16 protein-coding genes are annotated in these 21,539 nt (G+C 62.1%); 7 read left to right on the top strand and 9 right to left on the bottom strand.

Annotation, left to right across the window (positions count from 1 at the left end):
* The first annotated feature begins 166 nt into the window (after nucleotides 1-166).
* On the top strand, nucleotides 167-6,286 hold the full coding sequence (locus tag SO180_RS23915) for an AAA family ATPase (protein ID WP_449381290.1): 6,120 nt from the start codon (nucleotides 167-169) through the stop codon (nucleotides 6,284-6,286).
* Nucleotides 6,287-6,344: 58 nt separating this feature from the next.
* On the opposite strand, the gene arfA is transcribed toward SO180_RS23915, so the two are convergent.
* The 9 genes from arfA to SO180_RS23870 all read right to left on the bottom strand — a co-directional run bounded on the left by arfA (nucleotide 6,345) and on the right by SO180_RS23870 (nucleotide 16,733).
* Nucleotides 6,345-7,889 carry an arabinosylfuranosidase ArfA gene (gene arfA / locus SO180_RS23910; protein ID WP_449381289.1) on the bottom strand — a complete coding sequence of 515 codons (1,545 nt, stop codon included), beginning with the start codon at nucleotides 7,887-7,889 and terminating at the stop codon, nucleotides 6,345-6,347.
* A gap of 37 nt (nucleotides 7,890-7,926) precedes the next feature.
* Nucleotides 7,927-8,757 carry an ABC transporter ATP-binding protein gene (locus tag SO180_RS23905; RefSeq protein WP_449381288.1) on the bottom strand — a complete coding sequence of 277 codons (831 nt, stop codon included), beginning with the start codon at nucleotides 8,755-8,757 and terminating at the stop codon, nucleotides 7,927-7,929.
* A complete protein-coding gene (locus SO180_RS23900) occupies nucleotides 8,754-9,785 on the bottom strand; it encodes an ABC transporter ATP-binding protein (protein WP_449381287.1) in 1,032 nt (343 codons plus the stop codon). Before SO180_RS23900 ends, SO180_RS23905 begins: the two co-directional genes overlap by 4 nt.
* Nucleotides 9,785-10,648: an ABC transporter permease gene (locus SO180_RS23895; RefSeq protein ID WP_449381286.1), complete on the bottom strand. Its 864-nt coding sequence runs from the start codon at nucleotides 10,646-10,648 to the stop codon at nucleotides 9,785-9,787. Before SO180_RS23895 ends, SO180_RS23900 begins: the two co-directional genes overlap by 1 nt.
* Nucleotides 10,648-11,652: an ABC transporter permease gene (locus tag SO180_RS23890; protein WP_449381285.1), complete on the bottom strand. Its 1,005-nt coding sequence runs from the start codon at nucleotides 11,650-11,652 to the stop codon at nucleotides 10,648-10,650. The genes SO180_RS23895 and SO180_RS23890 overlap by 1 nt, the downstream gene beginning before the upstream one ends.
* Nucleotides 11,653-11,726: 74 nt before the next feature.
* Nucleotides 11,727-13,628, bottom strand: coding sequence for an ABC transporter substrate-binding protein (locus SO180_RS23885; protein WP_449381284.1), 1,902 nt, complete (start codon nucleotides 13,626-13,628; stop codon nucleotides 11,727-11,729).
* Between the two features lie 256 nt (nucleotides 13,629-13,884).
* The gene (locus SO180_RS23880; protein WP_449381283.1) at nucleotides 13,885-14,865 is read right to left on the bottom strand and encodes a peptidyl-alpha-hydroxyglycine alpha-amidating lyase family protein; all 981 of its coding nucleotides are present in this window, start codon (nucleotides 14,863-14,865) and stop codon (nucleotides 13,885-13,887) included.
* A gap of 112 nt (nucleotides 14,866-14,977) precedes the next feature.
* Nucleotides 14,978-15,649 carry a 4-carboxy-4-hydroxy-2-oxoadipate aldolase/oxaloacetate decarboxylase gene (locus SO180_RS23875; protein WP_449381282.1) on the bottom strand — a complete coding sequence of 224 codons (672 nt, stop codon included), beginning with the start codon at nucleotides 15,647-15,649 and terminating at the stop codon, nucleotides 14,978-14,980.
* A gap of 97 nt (nucleotides 15,650-15,746) precedes the next feature.
* Complete coding sequence (locus SO180_RS23870) at nucleotides 15,747-16,733, bottom strand: LysR substrate-binding domain-containing protein (RefSeq protein ID WP_449381281.1); 987 nt, start codon at nucleotides 16,731-16,733, stop codon at nucleotides 15,747-15,749.
* Between the two features lie 130 nt (nucleotides 16,734-16,863).
* On the opposite strand from SO180_RS23870, the gene SO180_RS23865 reads away from it, so the two are divergent.
* From SO180_RS23865 to SO180_RS23840, 6 genes are read left to right on the top strand one after another with little or no spacing between them, the layout of a single operon-like run.
* Entirely contained in the window at nucleotides 16,864-17,622 is a 759-nt protein-coding gene (locus tag SO180_RS23865; protein ID WP_449381280.1) for an SDR family oxidoreductase, read from the top strand.
* 44 nt (nucleotides 17,623-17,666) lie between these two features.
* Nucleotides 17,667-18,119, top strand: a complete 453-nt coding sequence (locus SO180_RS23860; protein WP_449381279.1) for an acetyl-CoA carboxylase biotin carboxyl carrier protein — start codon at nucleotides 17,667-17,669, stop codon at nucleotides 18,117-18,119.
* Nucleotides 18,119-19,474, top strand: a complete 1,356-nt coding sequence (gene accC / locus SO180_RS23855) for an acetyl-CoA carboxylase biotin carboxylase subunit (RefSeq protein WP_449381278.1) — start codon at nucleotides 18,119-18,121, stop codon at nucleotides 19,472-19,474. Before SO180_RS23860 ends, accC begins: the two co-directional genes overlap by 1 nt.
* A complete protein-coding gene (gene pxpB, locus SO180_RS23850; RefSeq protein WP_449381277.1) occupies nucleotides 19,471-20,133 on the top strand; it encodes a 5-oxoprolinase subunit PxpB in 663 nt (220 codons plus the stop codon). Before accC ends, pxpB begins: the two co-directional genes overlap by 4 nt.
* An 8-nt stretch (nucleotides 20,134-20,141) precedes the next feature.
* On the top strand, nucleotides 20,142-21,110 hold the full coding sequence (locus SO180_RS23845; RefSeq protein WP_449381276.1) for a 5-oxoprolinase subunit C family protein: 969 nt from the start codon (nucleotides 20,142-20,144) through the stop codon (nucleotides 21,108-21,110).
* Nucleotides 21,101-21,523: an acetyl-CoA carboxylase biotin carboxyl carrier protein gene (locus tag SO180_RS23840; protein ID WP_449381275.1), complete on the top strand. Its 423-nt coding sequence runs from the start codon at nucleotides 21,101-21,103 to the stop codon at nucleotides 21,521-21,523. Before SO180_RS23845 ends, SO180_RS23840 begins: the two co-directional genes overlap by 10 nt.
* The last annotated feature ends 16 nt before the right edge of the window (nucleotides 21,524-21,539 follow it).

Genomic DNA, 21,539 nt, shown 5'->3' with positions numbered 1-21,539 from the left:
CCCCTCAGGCGCTGGACTCGGCTCGGCCGCGGCATGGTTTACCGATATGAACCTTTCATCGTTTATGGGCGCTGGCTGGGCCCACGGCCCGCAGGTTCTGTGCGACGAAGAAGGGCTTCTCCTGTGCCGAACATCCCGCGAACGCATCGACGGCGAACGAGAGGTTGTGCTGGCCGTCGTCCCGGCGGCGGAACATCCGCCCCCGCAAAGCCTTGATCGGCTCGCGCACGAATTTGCACTGAAGGACGAATTGGACAGTGCCTGGGCCGCGAAGCCGATGGAGCTTGTGCAAGATCGCAACCGTACCATCCTTGTTCTCGAAGATCTCGGTGGCGAGCCGCTCACCTGGCTGCTGTTGGACACTCCCATGGAGACGGGGAGCTTCCTGCGCCTGGCGTCCCAGATCGCCGCGGCCCTGAGCAAGGTCCACCAGCGCGGTCTGGTGCACAAGGATATCAAACCAGCAAATATCCTGGTGAACCGCAGCGAGGGAAGCGTGCACCTCACCGGCTTCGGCTTTGCTTCGCGCCGGCCGCGCGAACGGCAGGCCCCAGCCACGCCCGAGTCGATAGCCGGCACATTCGCTTACATGTCGCCCGAGCAGACCGGGCGCATGAACCGCTCGATCGACTCCCGAAGTGACCTGTACTCACTCGGCGTCACGCTTTACCAGATGGCTACCGGCACGCTTCCATTCACCGCGTCCGATCCGATGGAGTGGGTGCACTGCCATGTCGCGAGAGAACCGGAGCCGCCGAACAGGCGATTTGCGAACATCCCCGCCGCGATTTCCAAGCTCATCATGAAGCTACTCGCCAAGATGGCCGAGGAGCGCTACCAGACCGCAGCCGGCGCCGAGAGAGATCTGCAGCGCTGTCTCGCGGAGTGGGAGCTTCGGCGCCGCATCGACGACTTCCAGCTGGGCCAGCACGACACGCCCGACCGGCTGCTCGTTCCCGAGAGATTGTATGGAAGAACGCGCGAGCGCGAGATGCTGCTCGCCTCGTTCGAGCGCATCGTCAAGACTGGCGCGCCCGAGTTGGCGCTGGTCTCGGGATATTCCGGGATCGGCAAATCCTCTGTCGTCAACGAACTCCATAAAGTGCTGGTGCCCTCACGCGGGCTGTTTGCATCGGGCAAGTTCGACCAGCACAAGCGCGACGTCCCGTACGCGACACTCGCCAAGGCGTTCCAGAGCCTCGTTCGGCCCATCCTGGGCAAGAGCGAGACCGAGCTCGGCAAGTGGCACCACGACCTCCTGAGCGCGCTCGGTCCAAACGGACAGCTCGTCGTGGATCTGATCCCGGAGCTGAAGGCGATCATCGGTGAACAGCCACCCGTCCCAGAGCTACCGCTCCAGAACGCGCAAAGCCGCTTTCACCGTGTGTTCGAGCAATTCATCGGCGTGTTTGCCCGGTCCGAACATCCCTTGGTGCTGTTTCTCGATGACTTGCAATGGCTCGACTTGGCGACGTTCGAGCTGCTCGAAGATCTCTTGACCCGGTCGAATCTGAAGCACCTGATGCTGATCGGCGCCTATCGGGACAATGAGGTGGATTCCGCTCATCCCGTGATGCGTATGCGTGAGGCCATCAAGGCGCGGGATGGCCGGGTCGTGGAGATCACGCTCGCGCCGCTCGGCAGCAGGCATCTCGCCCAGTTGCTTGCGGATGCGCTTCGCTGCGAACCGAAGCGCGCCGCGTCGCTGGTGCAGCTCGTGCACGAGAAAACTGGTGGTAACCCGTTTTTTGCTATCCAGTTCCTGTTTTCGCTGGTCGAAGAAGGAGTGCTCGCGTTTGACCATGATGCGGCGCACTGGTCCTGGGATCTCGATCGCATCTATGCCAAGCGATATACCGACAACGTCATCGATCTCATGCTCGGAAAGCTCACTCGGCTCCCCGTTGCAACGCGTACAGCCTTGCAGCAGATGGCCTGTCTGGGAAATATTGCCGAGGTCGCGGTGCTTTCGATCGTCCTCGGGACATCAGAGCAGCAAGTCCACGCAGACCTATGGCCCGCCGTTCGACAGGAATTCGTAGAGCCCCAAGCCGACGCCTATCGGTTCGTACACGATCGATTCCAAGAGGCGGCCTACGCACTTATCCCGGAGAGAGAACGGGACGCCGCCCATCTGCGTATTGGCCGCCTGTTCGCGGCGCGAACCCCGCCGGGAGCGGTCGAGGAAAACGTCTTCGAGATCGTGAGCCAACTCAACCGCGGCGCGACCTTGATCACCGCGGTCGAGGAGCGCGTGAAGGTAGCGGAGCTGAACCTGTTGGCCGGCCGGCGTGCCAAGGGGGCGTCCGCCTTGACTATGGCACTCGCTCACTTCGCTGCCGGAGAGGCCACGCTTCCAGAGGATTGCTGGGAGCAGCGCTACGCGCTCAGCTTCGCTCTGGCGCTACACCGGGCCGAGTGCGAGTTCCTCGCTGGCGAGCAGGCAACGGCGAAAGACCGCCTTGCCGAGCTGTCGAGCCGTGCAGCCACCCTACCCGACCTCGCCGCCGTCACCCGGCTGCGCATGGAGCCAAGTGATCGTGACGTCGAGGTTGCTCTCGACTATCTGCGTCGCGTCGGCATCGCCTGGTCGTCGCATCCCACATCGGAGGAGGTCGAGCGGGAATATGAGCGGATGTGGCAACAGATCGGTGAGCGCCCGATCGAGGCCCTGCTCGAGCTGCCCCGGATGTTCGACCCGATCGCGCGCGGAACGATGGACGTTCTCACGGTCCTTGTCTCACCCGCCTGGTACATCGACGAGAGCCTGCGCCGTCTCATCATCGGACGCATGGCCAATCTGAGCATGGAATACGGCAACTCCGATGCCTCATGTCTCGCCTATATCGTGCTTGGCACCGTGCTTGGCCCCGACTTCGGCGACTATGCTGCCGGATACCGCTTCGCCCAGCTCGGCCTCGACCTCGTCGAACGACAGGGACTGGATCGGTTCAAGGCTCGCGTCTATCTCGGCTTCGGGAGCTGGACGCGGCATGTGAGGACAGGCCGCCCCTGGCTCCGGCGGGCCTTCGACGCCGCGCAGCAGGTCGGCGACCTCAACTACGCCAGCTTTACCTGTCATCACCTCTTGACGCATCTTCTCGCCTGCGGCGATCCACTCGCCGACGTGCAGCGCGAGGCCGAGGCCGGACTCGAATTCGCACATCGGGCGTGCGTTGATCTGGCGGCCGACCGACTCGCCGGGCAGCTTCAGCTGGTCCGGACGCTACGCGGCCTCACCACAAAGTTTGGCTGTTTCGATCAAGCCGAGTTCAACGAGACGCAGTTTGAACGCCGCCTCGAGGAGGACCCACGTCTGGAACAGGCTGGCTTCTGGTACTGGGTCCGCAAGCTGCAGGCTCGTGTGCTCGCCGACGATCCCGGCGCGATCGCTGCGGCGACGAAGGCCGATCAACTGCTCTGGACGTCGAAGGCGCTTTTCGACCGGGTCGAATTTCACTTCTATGCTGCGCTGGCGCAGGCCGCATCGGGCGAGAACGCAACAGCCAGCGAACGAGCTCTACGTCTCGATGCGCTAGCGGTCCATCATCGCCAGCTTCAGCAATGGGCCGAGATCTGCCCTGAAGACTTCGCCGATCGCGCCGCTCTCGTCGCCGCGGAGATTGCACGGATTGAAGGTCGCGAGCTCGATGCGATGCGCTTTTACGACCAGGCTGTCGCCTCCGCGCGCACAAACGGGTTTCCTCAGAATGAGGCAATCGCGAACGAACTCGCCGGGCGCTTCTACGCGACGCGCGGGTTCGAGAAGATCGCCCATGCCTATCTGCGCGATGCTCACTACGGATTTCTCCGCTGGGGAGCCGATGCCAAGGTAAGACAGCTCGAACGCCTCTATCCTCGCCTCCACGTCGCCGAGGACACCAGTTCCGCCCGCAGGCCGACCGTCCAGCAAATGGATGTCACCACCGTGGTGAAAGCGTCTCAGGCGGTCTCCAGTGAAATTGAGCTGGCAAAGCTCATCGAAACACTGATGAAGATCGCGCTACAGAACGCAGGCGCGGATCGCGGCTTGCTGATCATGTCGCGGCATGATGACTTCTGGATCGAGGCCGAAGGCCAGTCCAAGGGCGACGAGTTTACGGTTGTGATGCATCCGAGTCCTCTCTCGGCGCCTGACTGTCCAGAGGCACTGGTACGTTACGTCATTCGTTCGCAAAAACCGCTCATCGTAGATGATGCAACGCGGCCCGATCCGCTCTACGGCGAAAGGTACGTGCATCGCCGACCTCCCAGATCGATCCTCTGCCTACCGCTCATGAAGCAGGCCAAGCTCACCGGATTGCTCTATCTCGAGAACACACTGACGACGCACGCGTTCACGCCCGATCGTGTTGCGGTGCTGGATCTGCTAGCAGCTCAGGCTGCGATTTCGCTCGAAAACACGCTCCTCTACCGTGACCTTCAGGAGCGCGAAGCCCGCATCCGACGGCTCGTCGACTCCAACATCATTGGAATACTTTTCTGGGACGGTAGCGGCGATATCAGCTACGCCAACGATGCCTTCCTGAGCATGACCGGATACTCCAGGCAGGAGCTGGTATCGGGCACGGTCCGCTGGAATGACATGACTCCGGCGGAGTACCGGAACGAGGATAGGCAGCGGATCGAGCACTTGCGGATATGGGGGCAGAACGCACCTCGTGAGAAGGAGTTTATCCGAAAAGACGGCAGCCGCGTCCCAGTCCTGATCGGCTCCGCCTCGCTCGCCGCATCAGCCGATCAGTGCGTCTCGTTCGTACTCGATCTCACTGCGCGCAAGCAGGCGGAAGAGAAATACCGTCTGCTGATGGAGCAGGCGCGTGATGCGATCCTGGTGCTTGATCAGAAAGGGTTGGTGATCGAGGCAAACCGCACGGCCGGAGTCATGCTGGGACGGCCCCGCGAGCAGATCATCGGCGCCCCGTTGCAAACCGTCCTGGATCCTGCGGGAGCGATCGACGTGGACAGCCTGCTCGCGCCGGGTTCAGCTGTCCTGCTCCAGCTGCGTCTGGATGGCTCTAACGGCAAGGGTCTCGATGCGGAGCTGTCCGCCGCTCACGTGTCGACGGGAGAACGAGAACTGATCATCGTCATCGGGCGCGACATCACCCATCGCCTGCGCCTAGAGCAGCAGCTGCGCCAATCGCAAAAGATGGATGCGATCGGCCAGCTCACCGGCGGTGTGGCTCATGACTTCAACAACATCCTGACCGTGATCACTGGGACCATACAGATCCTGATCGATGGTCTTTCGGACCAACCAGAGCTGGTTGCCATCGCTCACATGATCGATGAGGCCGCCACGCGCGGCGCCGATCTGACGAGCCAACTCCTGGCCTTCGCCCGCAAGCAGCCCCTCCAACCACGCAATATCGACGTCAACAACCTCATTGTCGATACCGCCAGGCTGCTGCGGCCGACGCTCGGCGAGCATGTCGAGATCGGCTCGACGCTGCAAGCCGATGGCTGGCACGCGCTGATCGATCCAAGTCAGCTTTCGACCGCTTTGATCAATCTGGCGGTGAACGCCCGCGACGCGATGGGAGGGGGTGGCAAGATCTCCTTCGGCACTGCGAATGTGAGTTTCGATGCGGACAACACCGGCCCGGACGGAATTCTCGGCGACTTCGTCCTGGTCACCGTGAGCGACACCGGGGCCGGCATCCCGCTGGCGATACGAGACAAGATATTCGAGCCATTCTTCACGACCAAGGAGCTTGGCAAGGGAACGGGCCTCGGATTGAGCATGGTCTATGGATTCATCAAGCAATCCGGCGGTCACATCAGGCTCGATAGTGAGGAAGCGCGCGGAACGACCATCAACCTGTATCTGCCGCGCTCGGCTCGGGCCGCGGCAATTTCAGACGCTGCACCGAGGAGCGAACTACAACGCGGCAATGAGACCATCCTCGTGGTCGAGGATGACGAGCTGGTGCGCAACTATGTAGTGGCGCAGCTCAAGAGTTTTGGCTATCGCACGATCGCCGCTGCCAATGGTCCCGATGCACTCGTCCTGGTGAACCGAGGCACAGCGTTTGATCTGCTCTTCACCGATGTTGTGATGCCTGGCGGGATGAACGGACGCGAACTCGCCGAAGCCGTCGCTCGGCAGCGCCCTGGCCTGCCGGTGCTCTACATGTCGGGGTATCCGGAAGCCGCCATGATGCATGACGGTCGGCTGGACCCTGGCATTACCTTGCTCAGCAAGCCCTACCGGCCGGCAGATTTGGCGCGGTCGATTCGTCAGGTCCTCGACTCACGGGCGCACCGCAACCGCTCGAGTTGATTGCGTCAGCGATCAGTATTCTCTTCGGCCTGCATTCGCGGCCTACCGTTCGATGTCCTCAGTTTGCCGACAGATGGATCACATTCCATGACGCCGGCTTGAGCGTCGCCAGCAACCGTCCACCATCGAAGCTCACACTCTGCAACGGCGCCGGCCTGACTTTGCCAGGCGCATTCTTGGTATTCGTCGCCTTGAGATCATCGTGCCGGAGTTCAAGCCGCTCGCCCACCGTGAGGCGGCCGAAGCTTCGGGCCTCGATACTCACCTCCAATTCCTGCTTCAAGTCGCGGTTGAGCAGAAAGAGCGATAGGCCACCGCCCTCCTCCGCGACTGCCGCCAACTTGAGATACGGCACGTTAGGTACCGGAAAGGTCAGATCCTGGGTACCGCGGGGATCGTAGTAGGATGAATCGTAGGTCTCCGACTCGACTTGCGTACGCAAAACCCTGCCGCGGCCGAAATGGCTCATATGCGCGAAAGGAAAGAAGATGGTCTGACGCCAAGCGCCTCCGCCCGTCTCGGTCATAATCGGCGCGATGACGTTGACGAGTTGCGCAAGGCAGGCGACCCTCACCCGATCGGCGTGATTGAGCAAGGAAATGCAGGCGCCGCCGAAGGCGAGAGCGTCTTCCATCGTATAGATTTCCTCGAGGATCGGCGGTGCCACCGGCCAGCCCTCCTTCACCCGGTCGGCCCGGGTGCGGCGCGTTCGATACCAGACGTTCCATTCATCGAAGCTCAGCATGAGACGCTTGTTGGAGCGCCGCTTGGCCGCCACCGCATCGGCCAAGGCGACGACCTCATCGATGAAGCGGTCCATCAGGTCGGGGCTCGCGAGAAACGATGCCGTGTCCTGCCGGTAGTTGTTGAGATAGGTATGGAGCGAAATGTAGTCGACATGATCGAAGGTGTGCTCGAGGACCGTGTCTTCCCACTGGCCGAAGGTCGGCATGTTGCGCCCCGACGAACCGCACGCCGCAAGCTCGATGGTCGGATCCAACCAGCGCATCATCTTGGCCGCTTCGCTCGCGACCGCGCCGTAGGCGGCGGCGCTCTTGTGCTCCATCTGCCAGGGCCCATCCATTTCGTTGCCGAGGCACCACAGCTTGATGCCATGCGGCTTGTCCCAGCCGTGCGTGCGGCGCAGCTCCGACCAGGTCGTTCCGCCCGGGTGGTTGCAGTATTCGACCAGGCTGCGGGCCGCATCGCCACCGCGGGTGCCGAGATTGACCGCCATCATCGGCTCGACGGCGGCGACCTTGCACCACTCCATGAATTCATTGGTGCCGAAGCTATTCGGCTCCGTGCTGAACCAGGCAAGGTCGAGGCGCCCCGGCCTCGCCTCCAGCGGACCAACGCCGTCCTCCCAATTGTATCCCGAGACGAAATTGCCGCCGGGATATCGAATGAGCGTTGGCCCAAGCTCCTTCACCAGCGCGAGCACATCCTTCCGAAAGCCGTTCTCGTCGGCGGTTGGATGGCCGGGCTCGTAGATGCCGCCATAGACGCACCGGCCCAAATGTTCGATGAATGCACCGAACAGGCGAGGATCGGTGTGGCCGATGGCGAAGTCGCGGTCGATCAGAACTCTGGCTTTCCTCATGCTCTTCTCTCGGATGTCCCGGGGCTGGTGAGATCGTTCATGCAAGAGATACGTCTGCCGTGGCATCGGCGACTTCAGGTAATAGCACGGCTTCGCGCAATTGGCGCGTATAGGGATGCTCCGGCGACTTCAGCACCGTTCTCGCATCACCGCTCTCGACGACGCGGCCTTTCTGCATGATCATGATGCGGTCGCTGATATAATAGGCCGTGGCCAGATCATGCGTGACATAGATGATTGATATCCCAAGATCGTCGCGCAGCGTCTTGAACAGATTGACGATGGATATGCGCAGCGACGCATCGATCATGGAAACTGGCTCATCCGCCACAATCAGTTTCGGCTCGGCCAGCAATGCTCGGGCGATCGCGACCCTTTGAAGCTGTCCCCCGGACAGTTCGTGCGGGTATCGATGGCTCACCTCTTTGAGCGACAGACCGACTTTGAGCAACGCCGCATCGACGGCAGCCTCAGCCGTGCCCTGCCCGGCCACGCCGGAAAACCGGCGCCGCGTCATGAACAGATATCGATCGAGGCGCTTCAGCGGGTTGAAGGACTCAAAGGGATTCTGAAAGATCGGCTGCACCTTGTGCATGAAGGCCGTACGACCGGCGCTGTTTCGAACGGCAGCAAGATTGATGCCATCGAGCACTAGTTCGCCGCTGGTCGGCGTTTCGATGTTCAGGATCATCCGGGCAAGCGTCGTCTTGCCACTCCCGGACTCGCCGATGATCGCCAGGATCTCCGGTCGCCGGGTGGCAAGCTGGAAGCTTACCTGGCTCACCGCAGCGATCTTCTGCCTCGACAACAGTCCTCCCCGGACGAACGTCTTGCTGACCTCGGAAATGTCGAGGAGCAGTTCGTTCATGCTCGGTTGCCCTGATCGACGGCAAAGCAGGCAACGCGATGCCCGGCGGCGGCCTCCAGCATCGCAGGGACCTCATTCCTGCATATTTCGCTTGCGAGCGGACAGCGCGGATGGAAGCGGCATCCGGCGGGTGGATCGGCTAGATTTGGCGGTGCGCCACCAAGTCCCTCGCGGGGCGCGTCATCGCCGATGCGCGGAAGGCTCGAAATGAGATGCCTGGTGTAAGGGTGTAGCGGATTCCCGAAAATCTCCGCGGTTGCAGCCTCTTCCACGAGACGTCCGGCATACATGATGGCGAGGCGGTCAGTGATGTGCGCGTGCACACCCATGTCATGGGTAACGAACAGGACCGACGAGCCGGTCTCCCGCTGAATGTCACGGATCATGCCGAGCACCTCCTTCTGCACCACCACATCCAGTGCGGTCGTGGGCTCGTCGGCGATGATGAAATCAGGACGGCAAATCGTTGCAAGCGCAAGCGTGGCGCGTTGACGCATGCCGCCTGAGAGCTCATGCGGAAAGGCAGCGAGCACCGACGGGTCGAGCCTCACCCGCGCCAGATGGGCGACCACCCGCTGCTCAAACTGCTTCCGGCTGCCACCGATATGCGGGTACGCGAAATCCACGAACGCCGATTCGACGCGGCGAACGGGGTTCAGCACGTTCATCGATCCCTGCATGATATAGGACAGGTGACGCCAGCGAATTCGCGCCACGTCCACTGGTGGAGCGCGGTGCAATCCGCCATAGCCAGGCAGAAATGCAAACTCCACGCTGCCGCCCACGATCTCGAGCGGCGGTCTGATCGCTCCTGCGATGCTCTTGATCAGCGTGGTCTTTCCGGAGCTGGATTCTCCGGCAAGCCCGTAGATCTCGCCACGACGAACAGCGAAGCTGACGCCATCAACCGCTTTGACGCCGCGTCTGACACCGAAATGGCTGGTCCGGTAATAGGCCTGCAGGTCGTGAACCCGGAGAACCGGCTTGGCGTCCTGGCGCGCATGCGGCTGCTCAACATTGGCGCGCATCACGAGGCCTCTCCGAGGCTCCAGAGGCGGCTTCGCGGATCGATGTAGGCGTTCGCCGATACCGCGAGCAGAAACAGCCCGATAAACGCCATGATCACCGTGATGGTCGGAAAGGCGATCCACCACCAGACTCCCGCCACCAATGCGGTGTGCTGGTTGGCCCAATAGATCATGCCGCCGATCGTCGGCGTGTTGATGTCGGTAAAACCGAGCACCGCGAGCGTCACCTCGAGCCCGATCGACCACACCATGTTGTTCATCGTCGTAGAGAATACGATCGGCATGACATAGGGCAGATGCTCCTGTGTCAGAATCTGGCGCGTGGTCATCCCCGAGAACAGGCTGGTCTGGGTGAATTCGCGCGCCTTTAGGCTCATGACCACGGAACGGATCAGCCGGGCGTCGTAGGCCCAACCGAAGCAGGCCATGATCAGCGCCAGCATCAGCCAGGAGATGCGGTCGCGCATCACGAAATAAAACAGCACCAGGATCGGGAGCAGAGGAATGACGATGAAGGTATCGTTCACCGACATCAGGGTACGATCGATCCAGCCCCCTTTGTAGCCGCTGACGAGTCCGACCACGAGCGCGATCACGCGGCTGATCAAAGCCACCGTGCATCCGAACAACAATGTATTTCGGATGGCAAAGCTCAATTGCCAGAACACGTCCTGGCCACGCGATGTCGTTCCGAACCAGTAGGTCAGCGACGGCGGCACATCGGGCGGCACCACATACACGCTGTCCGGCGGATAGGGCGAAAAGCTCGCCAGGACGGACAGCAACAGAACGAAGGCGAGCAGCACGGCCCCGATCCGAAATTCAGGGCTGTAGCGCAGCAGATCACGCAGGAGCACGGCCATCAGCTGACCTTCACCCTCGGGTCGAGCAGAGGATAGAGAAGATCGATCGCAAGCACGCCGATCGATACGCCGAGAATCGAGATGGTGGTGACGCCGAGGACAAGCCCGTAATCTCCGGCATAGACGGCGTCGACCAGGAGCGAGCCGAGACCGGGATAGCCGAACACCTTTTCGGTGATCACGGCGCCGTTGAAGATTCCGCCCAGCGACATGGCAAGTCCCGTCACCTGCGGCGTGAGCGCGTTACGCATCACGTAGGATGTCAGGATGCGCCAGGACCTTACGCCGGCGAGTTCGGCGTAGACGACGAAGTCCTCGGCGAGGACATTGGATACCAGCGAGCGCATGCCGAGGAACCAGCTCCCCACGCCAATCAGGATCAGAGAAAGGGCCGGCAGGATCGCGTGCTGCAGCACGCTCACAACGAATTCGGGCGTCCACGTCTGGGGCAGGTTCATCGCGGATCCGCCGGTAATCGGGAGTACCGGCCAAAGGAAGCCGAACACGATCAGCAGCAGCATCGCCAGAATATAGTAAGGGATCGGATGGAGGCCCATGGCGATCACCCCCATCAGCTTCAGACCCCGGCTCTGCCGGTAATAGCCGGCAAGCCCACCCAGCAGATTTCCGAGCCCCCAGGCGACAATGGTCGAAACCACAAGGAGCCCGGCGGTCCAGGGCAGCGCACGTCCGATGAGCGTGCCGACGGGGGTCGGAAACGCCGACATCGATGGACCGAAATCAGCGCGCAGGATCCGCTTCCAGAACAACAGGTATTGCTCAACAGGCGTGCCGCTGAGACCATAGAGCTCGCGCAAGGAGTTGCGCATCTGCTCGATCGCCCCCGGGGCGGTGTTGCCGAAGGAGGTCACCGCCGAGATCGACTGCTCGACGGGATCGATCGGCGATGCATGCGTGACGACATAAGCGATATTGATGCCGATGAAGACAACCAGCAGAAACTGCCCGAGCCGCCGACCCACATAGGCGAGATATCCGCTCATGGGGGCCCCAGGGCTGTCTGCCAAAGTCGTTCAGCCAGGCACGGCAAATGCGATCGCTCTTCTATCATCGCGTCTTAACTGGCCGGCTTCAGCTTGACGAACATGTAGCGCGAATTGCCCCAGTTCGGCACCGGGTTGGTGTAGGGATTTTCCGCGGTCGGAAAGCCGGTCCAGTAGGTCTGGTCCATTGCGGTGAATACGTTGTAGGCCATCAGCGGTATGGTGGGCATCTCCTTGACGGCGAGCTTGACGTACTCCTTGCCGAGCTCGATCGATTTCGGATCGTCGAAGCCGACCGTCCGGATCTCCTCGATGATCTTGTCGAGCGCGGGATTGGACCAGCGCTGCCAGTTGCGGAGCGGCTGCGGTTTGCCTGGCTCGGCGACGAACTGCGAATGCCAGCTGTCGAGGAAATAGGACAAGTCCTGGTGGCCGCCCCAGGTTTCGACGCTCCAGCCGATGAACGTGTCGAAATCGCCAGCCGCCCGTCGCGTGGGCAGCGTTCCCTGCGCGACATCGATCCTAGCGTCGATGCCCGCCTGCTTCCATAGCTGCACGATCATCGTTCCGGCCCGGGTCATCACTGGGCGCAAATCCCCTTCGACCATGACGCGAACGCTGAAGGGCTTCCCATCAGGCGTCATCCAGGTGCCGCCTCGTTTGGTGAAGCCTGCCTTTTCCAGAAGTTCCTGCGCCGCCTGCGGATCGGTCTTCCACCAGCCCCTGCCGAACGCCTTGGCAATCTCCGCAGGATCGGATGGGATCTGTTCGCCCATGGAAGGTCGCAGCATGTCGGCGATCTGCCTGCCAATCGTGGGGTCGTAGGGCTTGGTCTTGCGCTTGCCGGTATCGATCTCGAATGCCCTAAGCCACTCCTCCATCGGCCCATGATAGGTTGCCGGATGAGTTCCGGTCGGCGGTACGCCGATCGCCGATATCGTGGCGGCACCGCGATAGGCCGCCATGGTCACGGCCTTGATGTCGATCAACAGCGCCAGCGCCCATCGCACGTCTGGGTTCTTGAAACTCTCATTCTGGGTGTTGAAGATCACGGCGGGAAGCGTCGGATCGGGGTGGCCATAGGGGAAGCCCTTGAACCATGCCCGCGTCGTCTTGCTTTGCTTGGCCAGGGCAAACATGCCCTCCGGCGCGATATCGTGGATCACGTCGAGCTCGTGGTTGAGCTGCGCGATCACCCGCTTCTCGGGCGGTCCGGGATCGACATAAGCGAGATATTTCGGACCAGGCTTGCCAAAGCGCGCTAGCGTGGTGCGCTGCCAGTCTTCGCGAAGCTGCCAGATGTACCATTTGCCGTCCGGATCGTAGCTGTGCAGCACGTAGGCACCGAGAGAGATCGGCTTGTTGAAATCGAATTTGACGGGATCTTCGACCTTGTCGAAGACGTGTTTGGGCAGGATCCACACCGCCCCCCAGCGCACCGTAAAATTGGCATGGAAGCGTGAATTGGGCTTCTTGAGTTTGAAGACAACCGTATGGGCGTCCGGTGCAGCCACGGATGCGACGTTGCTCGCCAGCACTGCGCTGAAGCGCATGCCCGAATTTTTGATCTGAGTCGTGACCGTCGAGACGACATCGTCGGCGGTGAATTCGACCCCGTCACTCCAGAAGATGCCGCTGCGGAGCTTGACCGTCATTTCGGTAAAGTCGGCATTGTACTGCGGCTTGTCGGCAGCGAGCGAATTGTCCCAGACACCGTCGAGGCCGCTCTCGGGATCGATGTACCAAAGCGTATCGAGCCCGACCTGCTGCAGTCCGTTCGACTGCGATCCGGCATTGATCGCCCAGATGTTGAACCAGCCCGCGTTCTTGACGGTTCCTTCCGGGTTTTCCAGGATCAGCAAATCCTTTCTCGGGATGTTTTGCGGAATGCCCTGAGCACGGCTTGAAGCCGCCAGCGGCACCAGCAGCGAGCCGAGCGCGCACGCAACCAGCAGAAATGCTCGAATGCAGCGCATCATGTCCTCCCGGCGCGGTTTGTCTCAACGCTTGTTTTGGCGCGATGCTAGAGGCGCCAAATCGGTCGAACAACAGAAATCTTGAGCCGCGGGAAAGATGGGCTGCTCGCTCGTCTGCCCGCGCAGCTCGCCCAGGAGGATAGGAAGGCCGCTATCACGCGCCGCATCGCAACATCAAAGCATCGAAGGAAAGGCCGTCACCGCCCGCGTGGTCTGACTGCGCCGACCCGTTCTTTTCGCATTCTGGCACCGAACGCTAGGAGCCTTCCTGCACCCGCTCCAGCTTCTGCAGACAGCGCGTGGCGCGCACGACAGCCGGCATCTCATCGTCGGGAAAGCTCGTCTTCCAGTCGGTGACGCCGACCTCGCCGACATACAGGTCACCTTGCGAATCCAGCGCGATGCCATGCGGCGCCAGGAACTTGCCGCTCGCGACACCCGGACCATCTTCGCCGCCGAGCCGCGCGATGCGTTTTCCCTTGGCATCGACGATCGACAACCGCGGGCCAAGATTGGGCACCTTGCGGTTCACCGGCATGGCGGGGCCGAGCTCTCCAATGATGAAGGTTGGTTTCCTTCCACCACAGCAGCACAGCGCACAGGGCCGGTGCAGGTTGTTCCACTGCGTCTCGTATCTGCCGTTGCCGTCGAACACCTGCACGCGATGGTTCTCGCGGTCGGCGACGTAGACATAACCATCCGCGTCGGTGGCGATGTTGTGAACGATGTTGAACTGGCCGGGATCGGTGCCGGGTTCGCCCCAGCCCATCATCAGCTTGCCGTCCGGGGTGAACTTGTGGATGCGGGCATTGCCGTAGCCGTCGGAGACGTAGATCTCGCCCTTCGGCGACAGCGCGGTATGGGTGCAGCGATGGAAGGGATCGCCGCTCATGAACGGCGCAGGCTTCTCGGGGACGCCGATCGTCAGCAGCACCTTGCCGTCGGTCGTGCATTTGCGCACGGTGTGGTCGCCATCATCGGTGCAATAGAGATTATCGTCGGCGTCGATATGCAGGCCGTGGGCGCGGGCAAACAACCCTTCACCCCAGCTCCGCAGGAAATTGCCTTCGCGGTCGAGCACCACCATCGGATGGGCGCCGCGATTGAAGACGTAGATGCGGTCCTTGCTGTCAACCGCGACGGACGCGACATCGGTGAGCTGCCAGCCATCCGGCAGCTTCGCCCAGTCCTCGACGACGCGGTAACGATGCTCACCCGAGCCGAGAAAGGCCGGCATGTAGTCTCCTTGCCCGTCGCGTCGCGCCAATGGATCCGCATCTATCGCAGAACGTCACGCTCTAACGTTCGGATTGCCGGAGCCGCGTGCTAGTCGATTGTCGTTTGCTTGCTCAGGCAAAGGTACAATTCTTGGCCTCGAGCACCTTGCCAATGCCCGACAATTCGAGAATGTCGCCACCCGCCTTGAGCGCTTTCATCACGGCGGCTTCCTTTTCCTCGCGTGCGGCGGATTTGACGCAAACGTCTGCGATGTTCTCCTTGGGCACGATGACCACGCCGTCATCGTCAGCGCTGACGATATCGCCTGGACGGACTGCGATGCCGCCAATGACGATCGGCTGGTTGATGTAGCCGAGGGTCTCCTTGACGGTTCCCTTCATGCACAGCCCATAGGAGAAAACATTGAAGCCGGTGTTGCGGATCGCCGGACCATCGCGCACGCCGGCATCCGTGACCAGGCCAGCGAGCCCCTTGGCGACGCAGGCCGTGGCCAGCACCTCGCCGAAACCGCCCTGCTCCGGATGGTCACCTGCGCTCACCACGAGCACATCGCCCGGTCTGGCCAGCGAGATCGCCGTGATGAGCATCATGTTGTCGCCGGGGTGGCAGCTCACCGTAAACGCCGGCCCGCAGGCCCGCATTCCCGGATAGATCGGCTTGATCCGCGACGTCAGAGCACCCGAACGCCCCTGCGCTTCATGAAGGGTGGATGGAGGAAATTGCTTGATGCGCTCGACGAGGTCAGCGGCAGGCCGATCGAACGTTCTGACAACGTGAACCATGATCCCTCCAAGGGTCCGCAATCTGAGCTTCACCTGAGATAGTCGACCGCCTCATGTCGGAGAATTTCAGATTTTAGGATTGCCGCATCGTATTTCGTTATGGCTCGTCCTTGGAAGCGCCCAGAGGCGAAGTTGGGCTGCCACTAGCGACGGCAGCCGAGTCGGAGGGGCAATCGAACGGCCCCCAGTTCTTGACGATGATCTCGAGCAATATCTTGTAGACAGCGAATGCGGCATCGGACAAAGCGACGTTGTCGGAAATGCATAGCGACATTTGCTGCGACGCCGACGCCGCATCGATCCGCCGAATGCTGAGTTCATCGAGGTTTGGCAATGCCTTTGCGATCGACATGGGTAGCACGGCAGCACCCATTCCGGCTGCGATCGCCGAGGACAGAGTCGATTGCGAATGAATCTCGGCGATGACGCGCGGGCGGAGTCCCACCTCGGCGCAGACCCGTTCGACCGCCTGTCGCAGGAAGGACTCTCGATATGGAAGAAGCAGGTCGAATTGCGCGAGCTCCGCCGCCGAAACCTCTTCCGGAGGCACCTGCTTCGAATACATGCTGCGGGGCGCGACCAGATAAAAGTGCTCGCGCATCAGCGGCTTGTAATCGAGACCGGTCACCGGACGTTCGCCGTACAGGAGGGCGATGTCCATGCTGCCCTTCAGCACCATTTCGCTGAGCATGACCCCGGAACTATCGTAAATGTGCAGCACGATTCCGGGATAGCGTTCACGTAGCTGCATCAGCAACGGGATCGCGAGCAATGCCGCCGAGCTGAGGGGCGCCAGGCCGATCGTAACGTTGCCGGTCAGCCCCGATCGGTTCTCCAGAATAGTACGCCGCGCCTCGTCGATCTGCCGCTGGATCGACTTGGCATAGCGGTAGAGGATCTGCCCCGCGTCGGTCGGCCTGACGCCCCGGGCGCTGCGGTCCAGCAGCTTTCGCTTGAAATCGACCTCCAGGCTGGCGATCTGCTGGCTCAGCGCCGGCTGGGCAATGTTGAGCAGTTTCGCCGCACGCGACATGCTTCCGAGATCGACGACTTTGACGAAGGCTTCGAGGCGGCGCGTATCCAATACGGGGTTCCCAACAACAAGGTCATCACGGCGGCAGCAATACGCTGGGGCTATGGGACTAGAACGAAATATTCTTACCACCTGGAACCCGCCGGGCCTATAGGTAACGCTGCACGAAGGAGCCGAACGAATGGGATTTTCAGACTATCGAACGGCGCTGGTGACGGGCGCGTCCTCGGGCATCGGGTCTGCGACGGTTCGCCGCCTGAGCGCCGAGGGGCTGGACGTCTATGCGGTGGCGCGCGATGCGGACCGGCTGACGGCCCTCTCGGCCGAGACCGGTTGCCACGCCTGCGCCGTTGACGTCAGCGACCTGGAAGCGCTGACGGCGCTGGCAAATTCGGCCGAATTCGACGTTCTCGTCAACAATGCCGGCCAGTCCCGGCGTGGCAATATCCTGGACACCACGCCTGACGATGTCGATGCCCTGATCGACGTCAATTTGCGCGCCGTCCTGCATCTGACGCGGCTGATCACGCCCGGTATGGCGAAGCGCGACCGTGGCCACATCGTCAACATCTCGTCGATCGCCGGCCATTATGCTTTCGGCGGGGGGAATACCGTGTACCACGCAACGAAGGCAGGCATCCATTCGCTCTCGCAGCAGCTTCGCGTCGATCTCTATGGCACCCGGGTCCGCGTGACCGAAGTTTCGCCAGCCCGCGTGGAGACGGAAGTCTTCGGACGGCTGCTGGGCGATCTTGCCGAGGCCAAGCGTCGCTTTTTCGACGACTACGACGCGCTGCAGCCCGAGGACATCGCCAATTCCATTGCTTTCGCGGTCGGCTCGCCCGCGCGCATGAACGTCGCATTCATGGAGGTGCTGCCGACCCAGCAGGTGGTTGGCGGCCTCAACTTCGCGCAGAGACATCGGCAGACCACGACCTGATGGTCGAGAGGCGCATATCGATACGCTAGACAGGGGCGATGACCGTGGACCTCGCTAAAATCGAGCAACTGGTCGATCTGGTCTCGCGATCGCGTATCGCGGAGCTGGAGCTGACGCAAGACGGGACGCGCGTCCGCATCCTGAAAGGCTCTGTGCCGCGCGAGGCGAATCCGGTCTCGCCTCGTGTCCCGCATGGATCAGACGGGATGCGCGTTCCCAGGCATGAGCCGGCCGTGCCCGATGCCGAAGAGATCGTCGTACCCGCGCCGATGCATGGCGTGTTTTATCGGGCTGCCGCGCCAAATGAGCCGCCGCTGGTGGAGATCGGCACCACCATCGAAGCAGGCCAGAAAATATGCATCATCGAAGCCATGAAGACCTTCATCGACGTCACCGCCGAGACATCCGGCGTCGTTCTGGCCGTTCTCGCCGAGGACGGTAACGAGATCGAAGCGGGACAGGCGCTGTTCCGGATCCGACCTGCAGGCCCATCCTGATGTTCGACAAGGTCCTGATCGCCAATCGCGGCGAGATCGCGCTTCGCATCCAGCGCGCCTGCCGGACGATGGGCCTCAAGACCGTCGTCATTCACTCCGAGGCGGACCGGAATGCGCGATACGTTGCGCTCGCAGATGAAGCGCTCTGCATCGGACCGGCCGCGGCGAGCAGCACCTATCTGAATTCTGCAGCGATCCTGCTCGCGGCGGAAGTTACCGGCGCGCAGGCGGTTCATCCGGGCTACGGATTTCTGTCGGAAAGCGCTGATTTCGCCGACAAGGTCGCACAGGCCGGCCTCACCTTCATCGGCCCACCGGCAGACTGTATCCGGATCATGGGCGACAAGGTCGCGGCCAAACGAGCCATGCGGATGGCCGGCGTTCCTTGCGTGCCTGGCCCGGACAGCGCCTTGCCCGACGATCCGGTCGGGGTACGCGCCATCGCACGGGAGATCGGATATCCCGTCATCATCAAGGCCGCAGGCGGCGGTGGCGGGCGCGGCATGCGGATCGTGCGCGCCGAGCATGAACTCGCTGACGCGCTCGCGCTGACGCGCGCCGAAGCGAGCCAGGCCTTCAAGAACGCCGCCGTTTACATCGAGAAATTCCTCGAAAAGCCGCGCCATATCGAAATTCAGGTCCTGTGCGATCAGCACAATAACCATCTTTGGCTCGGGGACCGCGACTGCTCGCTCCAGCGCAGGAACCAGAAGGTCGTCGAGGAGGCCCCCGCCCCCGGCATCGACCGCGCGCTCGTCGAACGAGTCGGAGAGAGCTGTGTCGAAGCCTGTCGGCGGATCGGCTACCGCGGCGCAGGCACCTTCGAATTCCTCTATGAAGACGGGCAGTTCTTCTTCATCGAGATGAACACGCGCGTGCAGGTCGAGCACCCCGTTACCGAGATGACCACGGGCATCGACATCGTCAGGGAGCAGGTCCGCATTGCACGCGGCGAGCCGGTGCTGATCTCGCAGGCGGATATCGCGCGGCGCGGTCATGCCGTGGAATTTCGCATCAACGCGGAAGACCCGATCACCTTTGCACCTTCACCAGGCGCGGTGACGCGCTGGGATGTTCCCGGCGGCATCGGCATCCGTGTCGACTCGCACATCGTCACCGGCGCCGATGTTCCGCGTCATTATGACTCGTTGATCGGCAAGCTCATCGCCCATGGCGCTACCCGCGACGAAGCACTGGCACGCGCACGCGTCGCGCTTTCCGAGCTACGCGCCGAGGGCGTTCGAACCAATGTTCCGCTGCATCAGGCTATTCTGTCAGATCCAACGTTCTGCCGGGGTGGTTACGACATCCATCATCTGGAGCATTGGATGGCTGAGCGGAGAGCCGCGAAATGACGGCTCGCGATCGACCACGGATCAGCCTGCTCGGCACGTCAGCTCTTCTTTTCGAGGCGCCCGGCACGTTCGACCTGCCGCACCAGCAACGCATCTGGGCGCTCGCCGCGGCGGCTTCGAAGTGGCCGGGAATCCGCGAAGCCATCCCGGGCATCACCAATCTGATGCTGACCTTCGAAACACCTCCCCGCGAACTGGACTCTCTGATCGCCGCCCTCAACGACGGATGGGACGAAGCGAAGGAGTTTGCGATCGGCGGTCGCGAGATCAGGCTGCCCGTCACCTATGGCGGAGAGATCGGATCGTCACTCCAGGCCGTTGCCGAACACTCCGGGCTGTCCGTTGACGACGTGGTATCGATCCATGCTGCGCCTCTCTACACCGTGTTCGCGCTGGGAAGTCATCCCGGCTATTGCTACCTCGGCGGCATGGACCCTCGCATAACGATGCCGCGCCGTCAGACGCCGCTGCAACGTTCCGCCGGCGGCTCGGTGTCCATCGGTGGATCGCAGACCGGGGTCTCCGCTTCACCGGGCCCCAGTGGTTGGCATGCCATCGGACACACGACCTGGACGTTCTTCGATTCATCCTGGCCGACGCCGGCCGCGCTCGCGCCGGGCGACACCATCCGCTTCGAGATCGAACGGGTGATCCGTTGATCGAGATCATGTCAGTCCTCGGCCCGACCAGTGTCCAGGACCTCGGCCGCTTCGACCAATATCGGTTCGGGGTCGGCACCTCGGGCGCGATGGACGACATCGCCTTGCGCGCCGGCAATATCCTGCTTGGCAATGAGGAGAACGCCGCGGGCATTGAGATCCCGATGACACCGTTCAAGCTCCGTTTCTCCCAGAGCATGGCTTTTGCGCTCACGGGCGCCGAGGTCGAAGCCCAGATCGGAGGACGAATGATCCCGCCCTGGTGGCGGTCGCAGGCACGCGCCGGCGACGTTCTCACCCTCAAGGCGATGCCTCGTGGCGCACGATGCTATCTGACCGTCAGTGGTGGTATCGACGTGCCAGTGGTCTTGGGATCACGGAGCACCCAATTCCGCGGTGAGTTCGGCGGCCTTCACGGGCGACCTCTCCAGCCGGGGGATATGCTGCCATGCGCCGAGCCCAGCCCGGCAACGGGCATCGGCGAACTCGGGATCGAACCGGCCGACATCGCCCTCGCCCGGCCGGATGCGCAGGACGATATCCCGGTCAGGGTCGTGATCGCCGGCGAATACGATGCGTTCGACGGCGCCACGCAGGACCTGTTTTGGCGCAGCAGTTGGAAGATCACGCCGCAGAGCAACCGCTACGGTTACCGCCTGCAAGGTCCCGCCGTGAAACCGATCTCACCGATCGAAAAACGGTCGCACGGCATCGTCCCGGGCGTCATCCAGATCCCGCCCAATGGACAGCCGATCATCCAGATGCGCGATGCGCAGACTTCCGGCGGCTACCCGAAAATCGCAACCGTGATCAAGGCTGATCTTTGGCGCGTCGGGCAGGCAAGGCTCGGCAGTAGACTGCGCTTCGAGCAAACGGCCTATCCGGATGCGCTTGCTGCCGAGACCGATATGTCAGCCTATCTTGACCGGCTCAGGACCAACGTTCGACTTCTCGAGGAGCTTCGCAGATGCCGATAGATGCATCCCACATCGAACGTCTGGCCAGGCTCCTGGAGATATACGGCGTCGCCTCCATCGAGATCGAAGACAAGGACCAGTCGTTGAAACTCGTCGTGGAGACTGGCGGGTCTTCGCCGGCGCCGGTCGCAGCATCCAGCCCTCATGAGGATCCGCACGTCGTCGCGACGGCTGATATCGCGGGGCATTTCCTCGCCGGGCATCCCTGGCAGACAAAGCCGTTCGTCGAATCGGGCCAACGGATCGAGGCCGGCGCGATCGTCGGCCTCGTCAAGGTTGGCCTGATCTATGCGCCGGTTCTTTCTCCGGCCGAGGGTATCCTCGATGCTGTCCTCGCCGAGACGGGCGCGATGGTCGGCTACGGAACGCCCATCGCCAGAATTCGCCCCTTTGTCGAGGCCAGCTCGACCTGAGCGAGGGCCCGCGAGG

The sequence above is a fragment of the Bradyrhizobium sp. UFLA05-112 genome, from assembly GCF_053572325.1.
The sequence above is the reverse complement of the archived record's forward strand: the minus strand, read 5'-3'. Positions and strand labels throughout refer to the sequence as shown.

Bases quoted from the DNA above. Each gene is read 5' to 3' on its own strand.
- SO180_RS23890 (WP_449381285.1), bottom strand. From the start codon at position 11,652: ATGAGCGGATATCTCGCCTATGTGGGTCGGCGGCTCGGGCAGTTTCTG.
- arfA (WP_449381289.1), bottom strand. From the start codon at position 7,889: ATGAGGAAAGCCAGAGTTCTGATCGACCGCGACTTCGCCATCGGCCAC.
- SO180_RS23840 (WP_449381275.1), top strand. From the start codon at position 21,101: ATGCCGATAGATGCATCCCACATCGAACGTCTGGCCAGGCTCCTGGAG.
- accC (WP_449381278.1), top strand. From the start codon at position 18,119: ATGTTCGACAAGGTCCTGATCGCCAATCGCGGCGAGATCGCGCTTCGC.
- SO180_RS23865 (WP_449381280.1), top strand. From the start codon at position 16,864: ATGGGATTTTCAGACTATCGAACGGCGCTGGTGACGGGCGCGTCCTCG.
- SO180_RS23905 (WP_449381288.1), bottom strand. From the start codon at position 8,757: ATGAACGAACTGCTCCTCGACATTTCCGAGGTCAGCAAGACGTTCGTC.
- SO180_RS23845 (WP_449381276.1), top strand. From the start codon at position 20,142: ATGTCAGTCCTCGGCCCGACCAGTGTCCAGGACCTCGGCCGCTTCGAC.
- SO180_RS23880 (WP_449381283.1), bottom strand. From the start codon at position 14,865: ATGCCGGCCTTTCTCGGCTCGGGTGAGCATCGTTACCGCGTCGTCGAG.
- SO180_RS23900 (WP_449381287.1), bottom strand. From the start codon at position 9,785: ATGCGCGCCAATGTTGAGCAGCCGCATGCGCGCCAGGACGCCAAGCCG.
- SO180_RS23885 (WP_449381284.1), bottom strand. From the start codon at position 13,628: ATGCGCTGCATTCGAGCATTTCTGCTGGTTGCGTGCGCGCTCGGCTCG.
- SO180_RS23875 (WP_449381282.1), bottom strand. From the start codon at position 15,649: ATGGTTCACGTTGTCAGAACGTTCGATCGGCCTGCCGCTGACCTCGTC.
- pxpB (WP_449381277.1), top strand. From the start codon at position 19,471: ATGACGGCTCGCGATCGACCACGGATCAGCCTGCTCGGCACGTCAGCT.
- SO180_RS23895 (WP_449381286.1), bottom strand. From the start codon at position 10,648: ATGGCCGTGCTCCTGCGTGATCTGCTGCGCTACAGCCCTGAATTTCGG.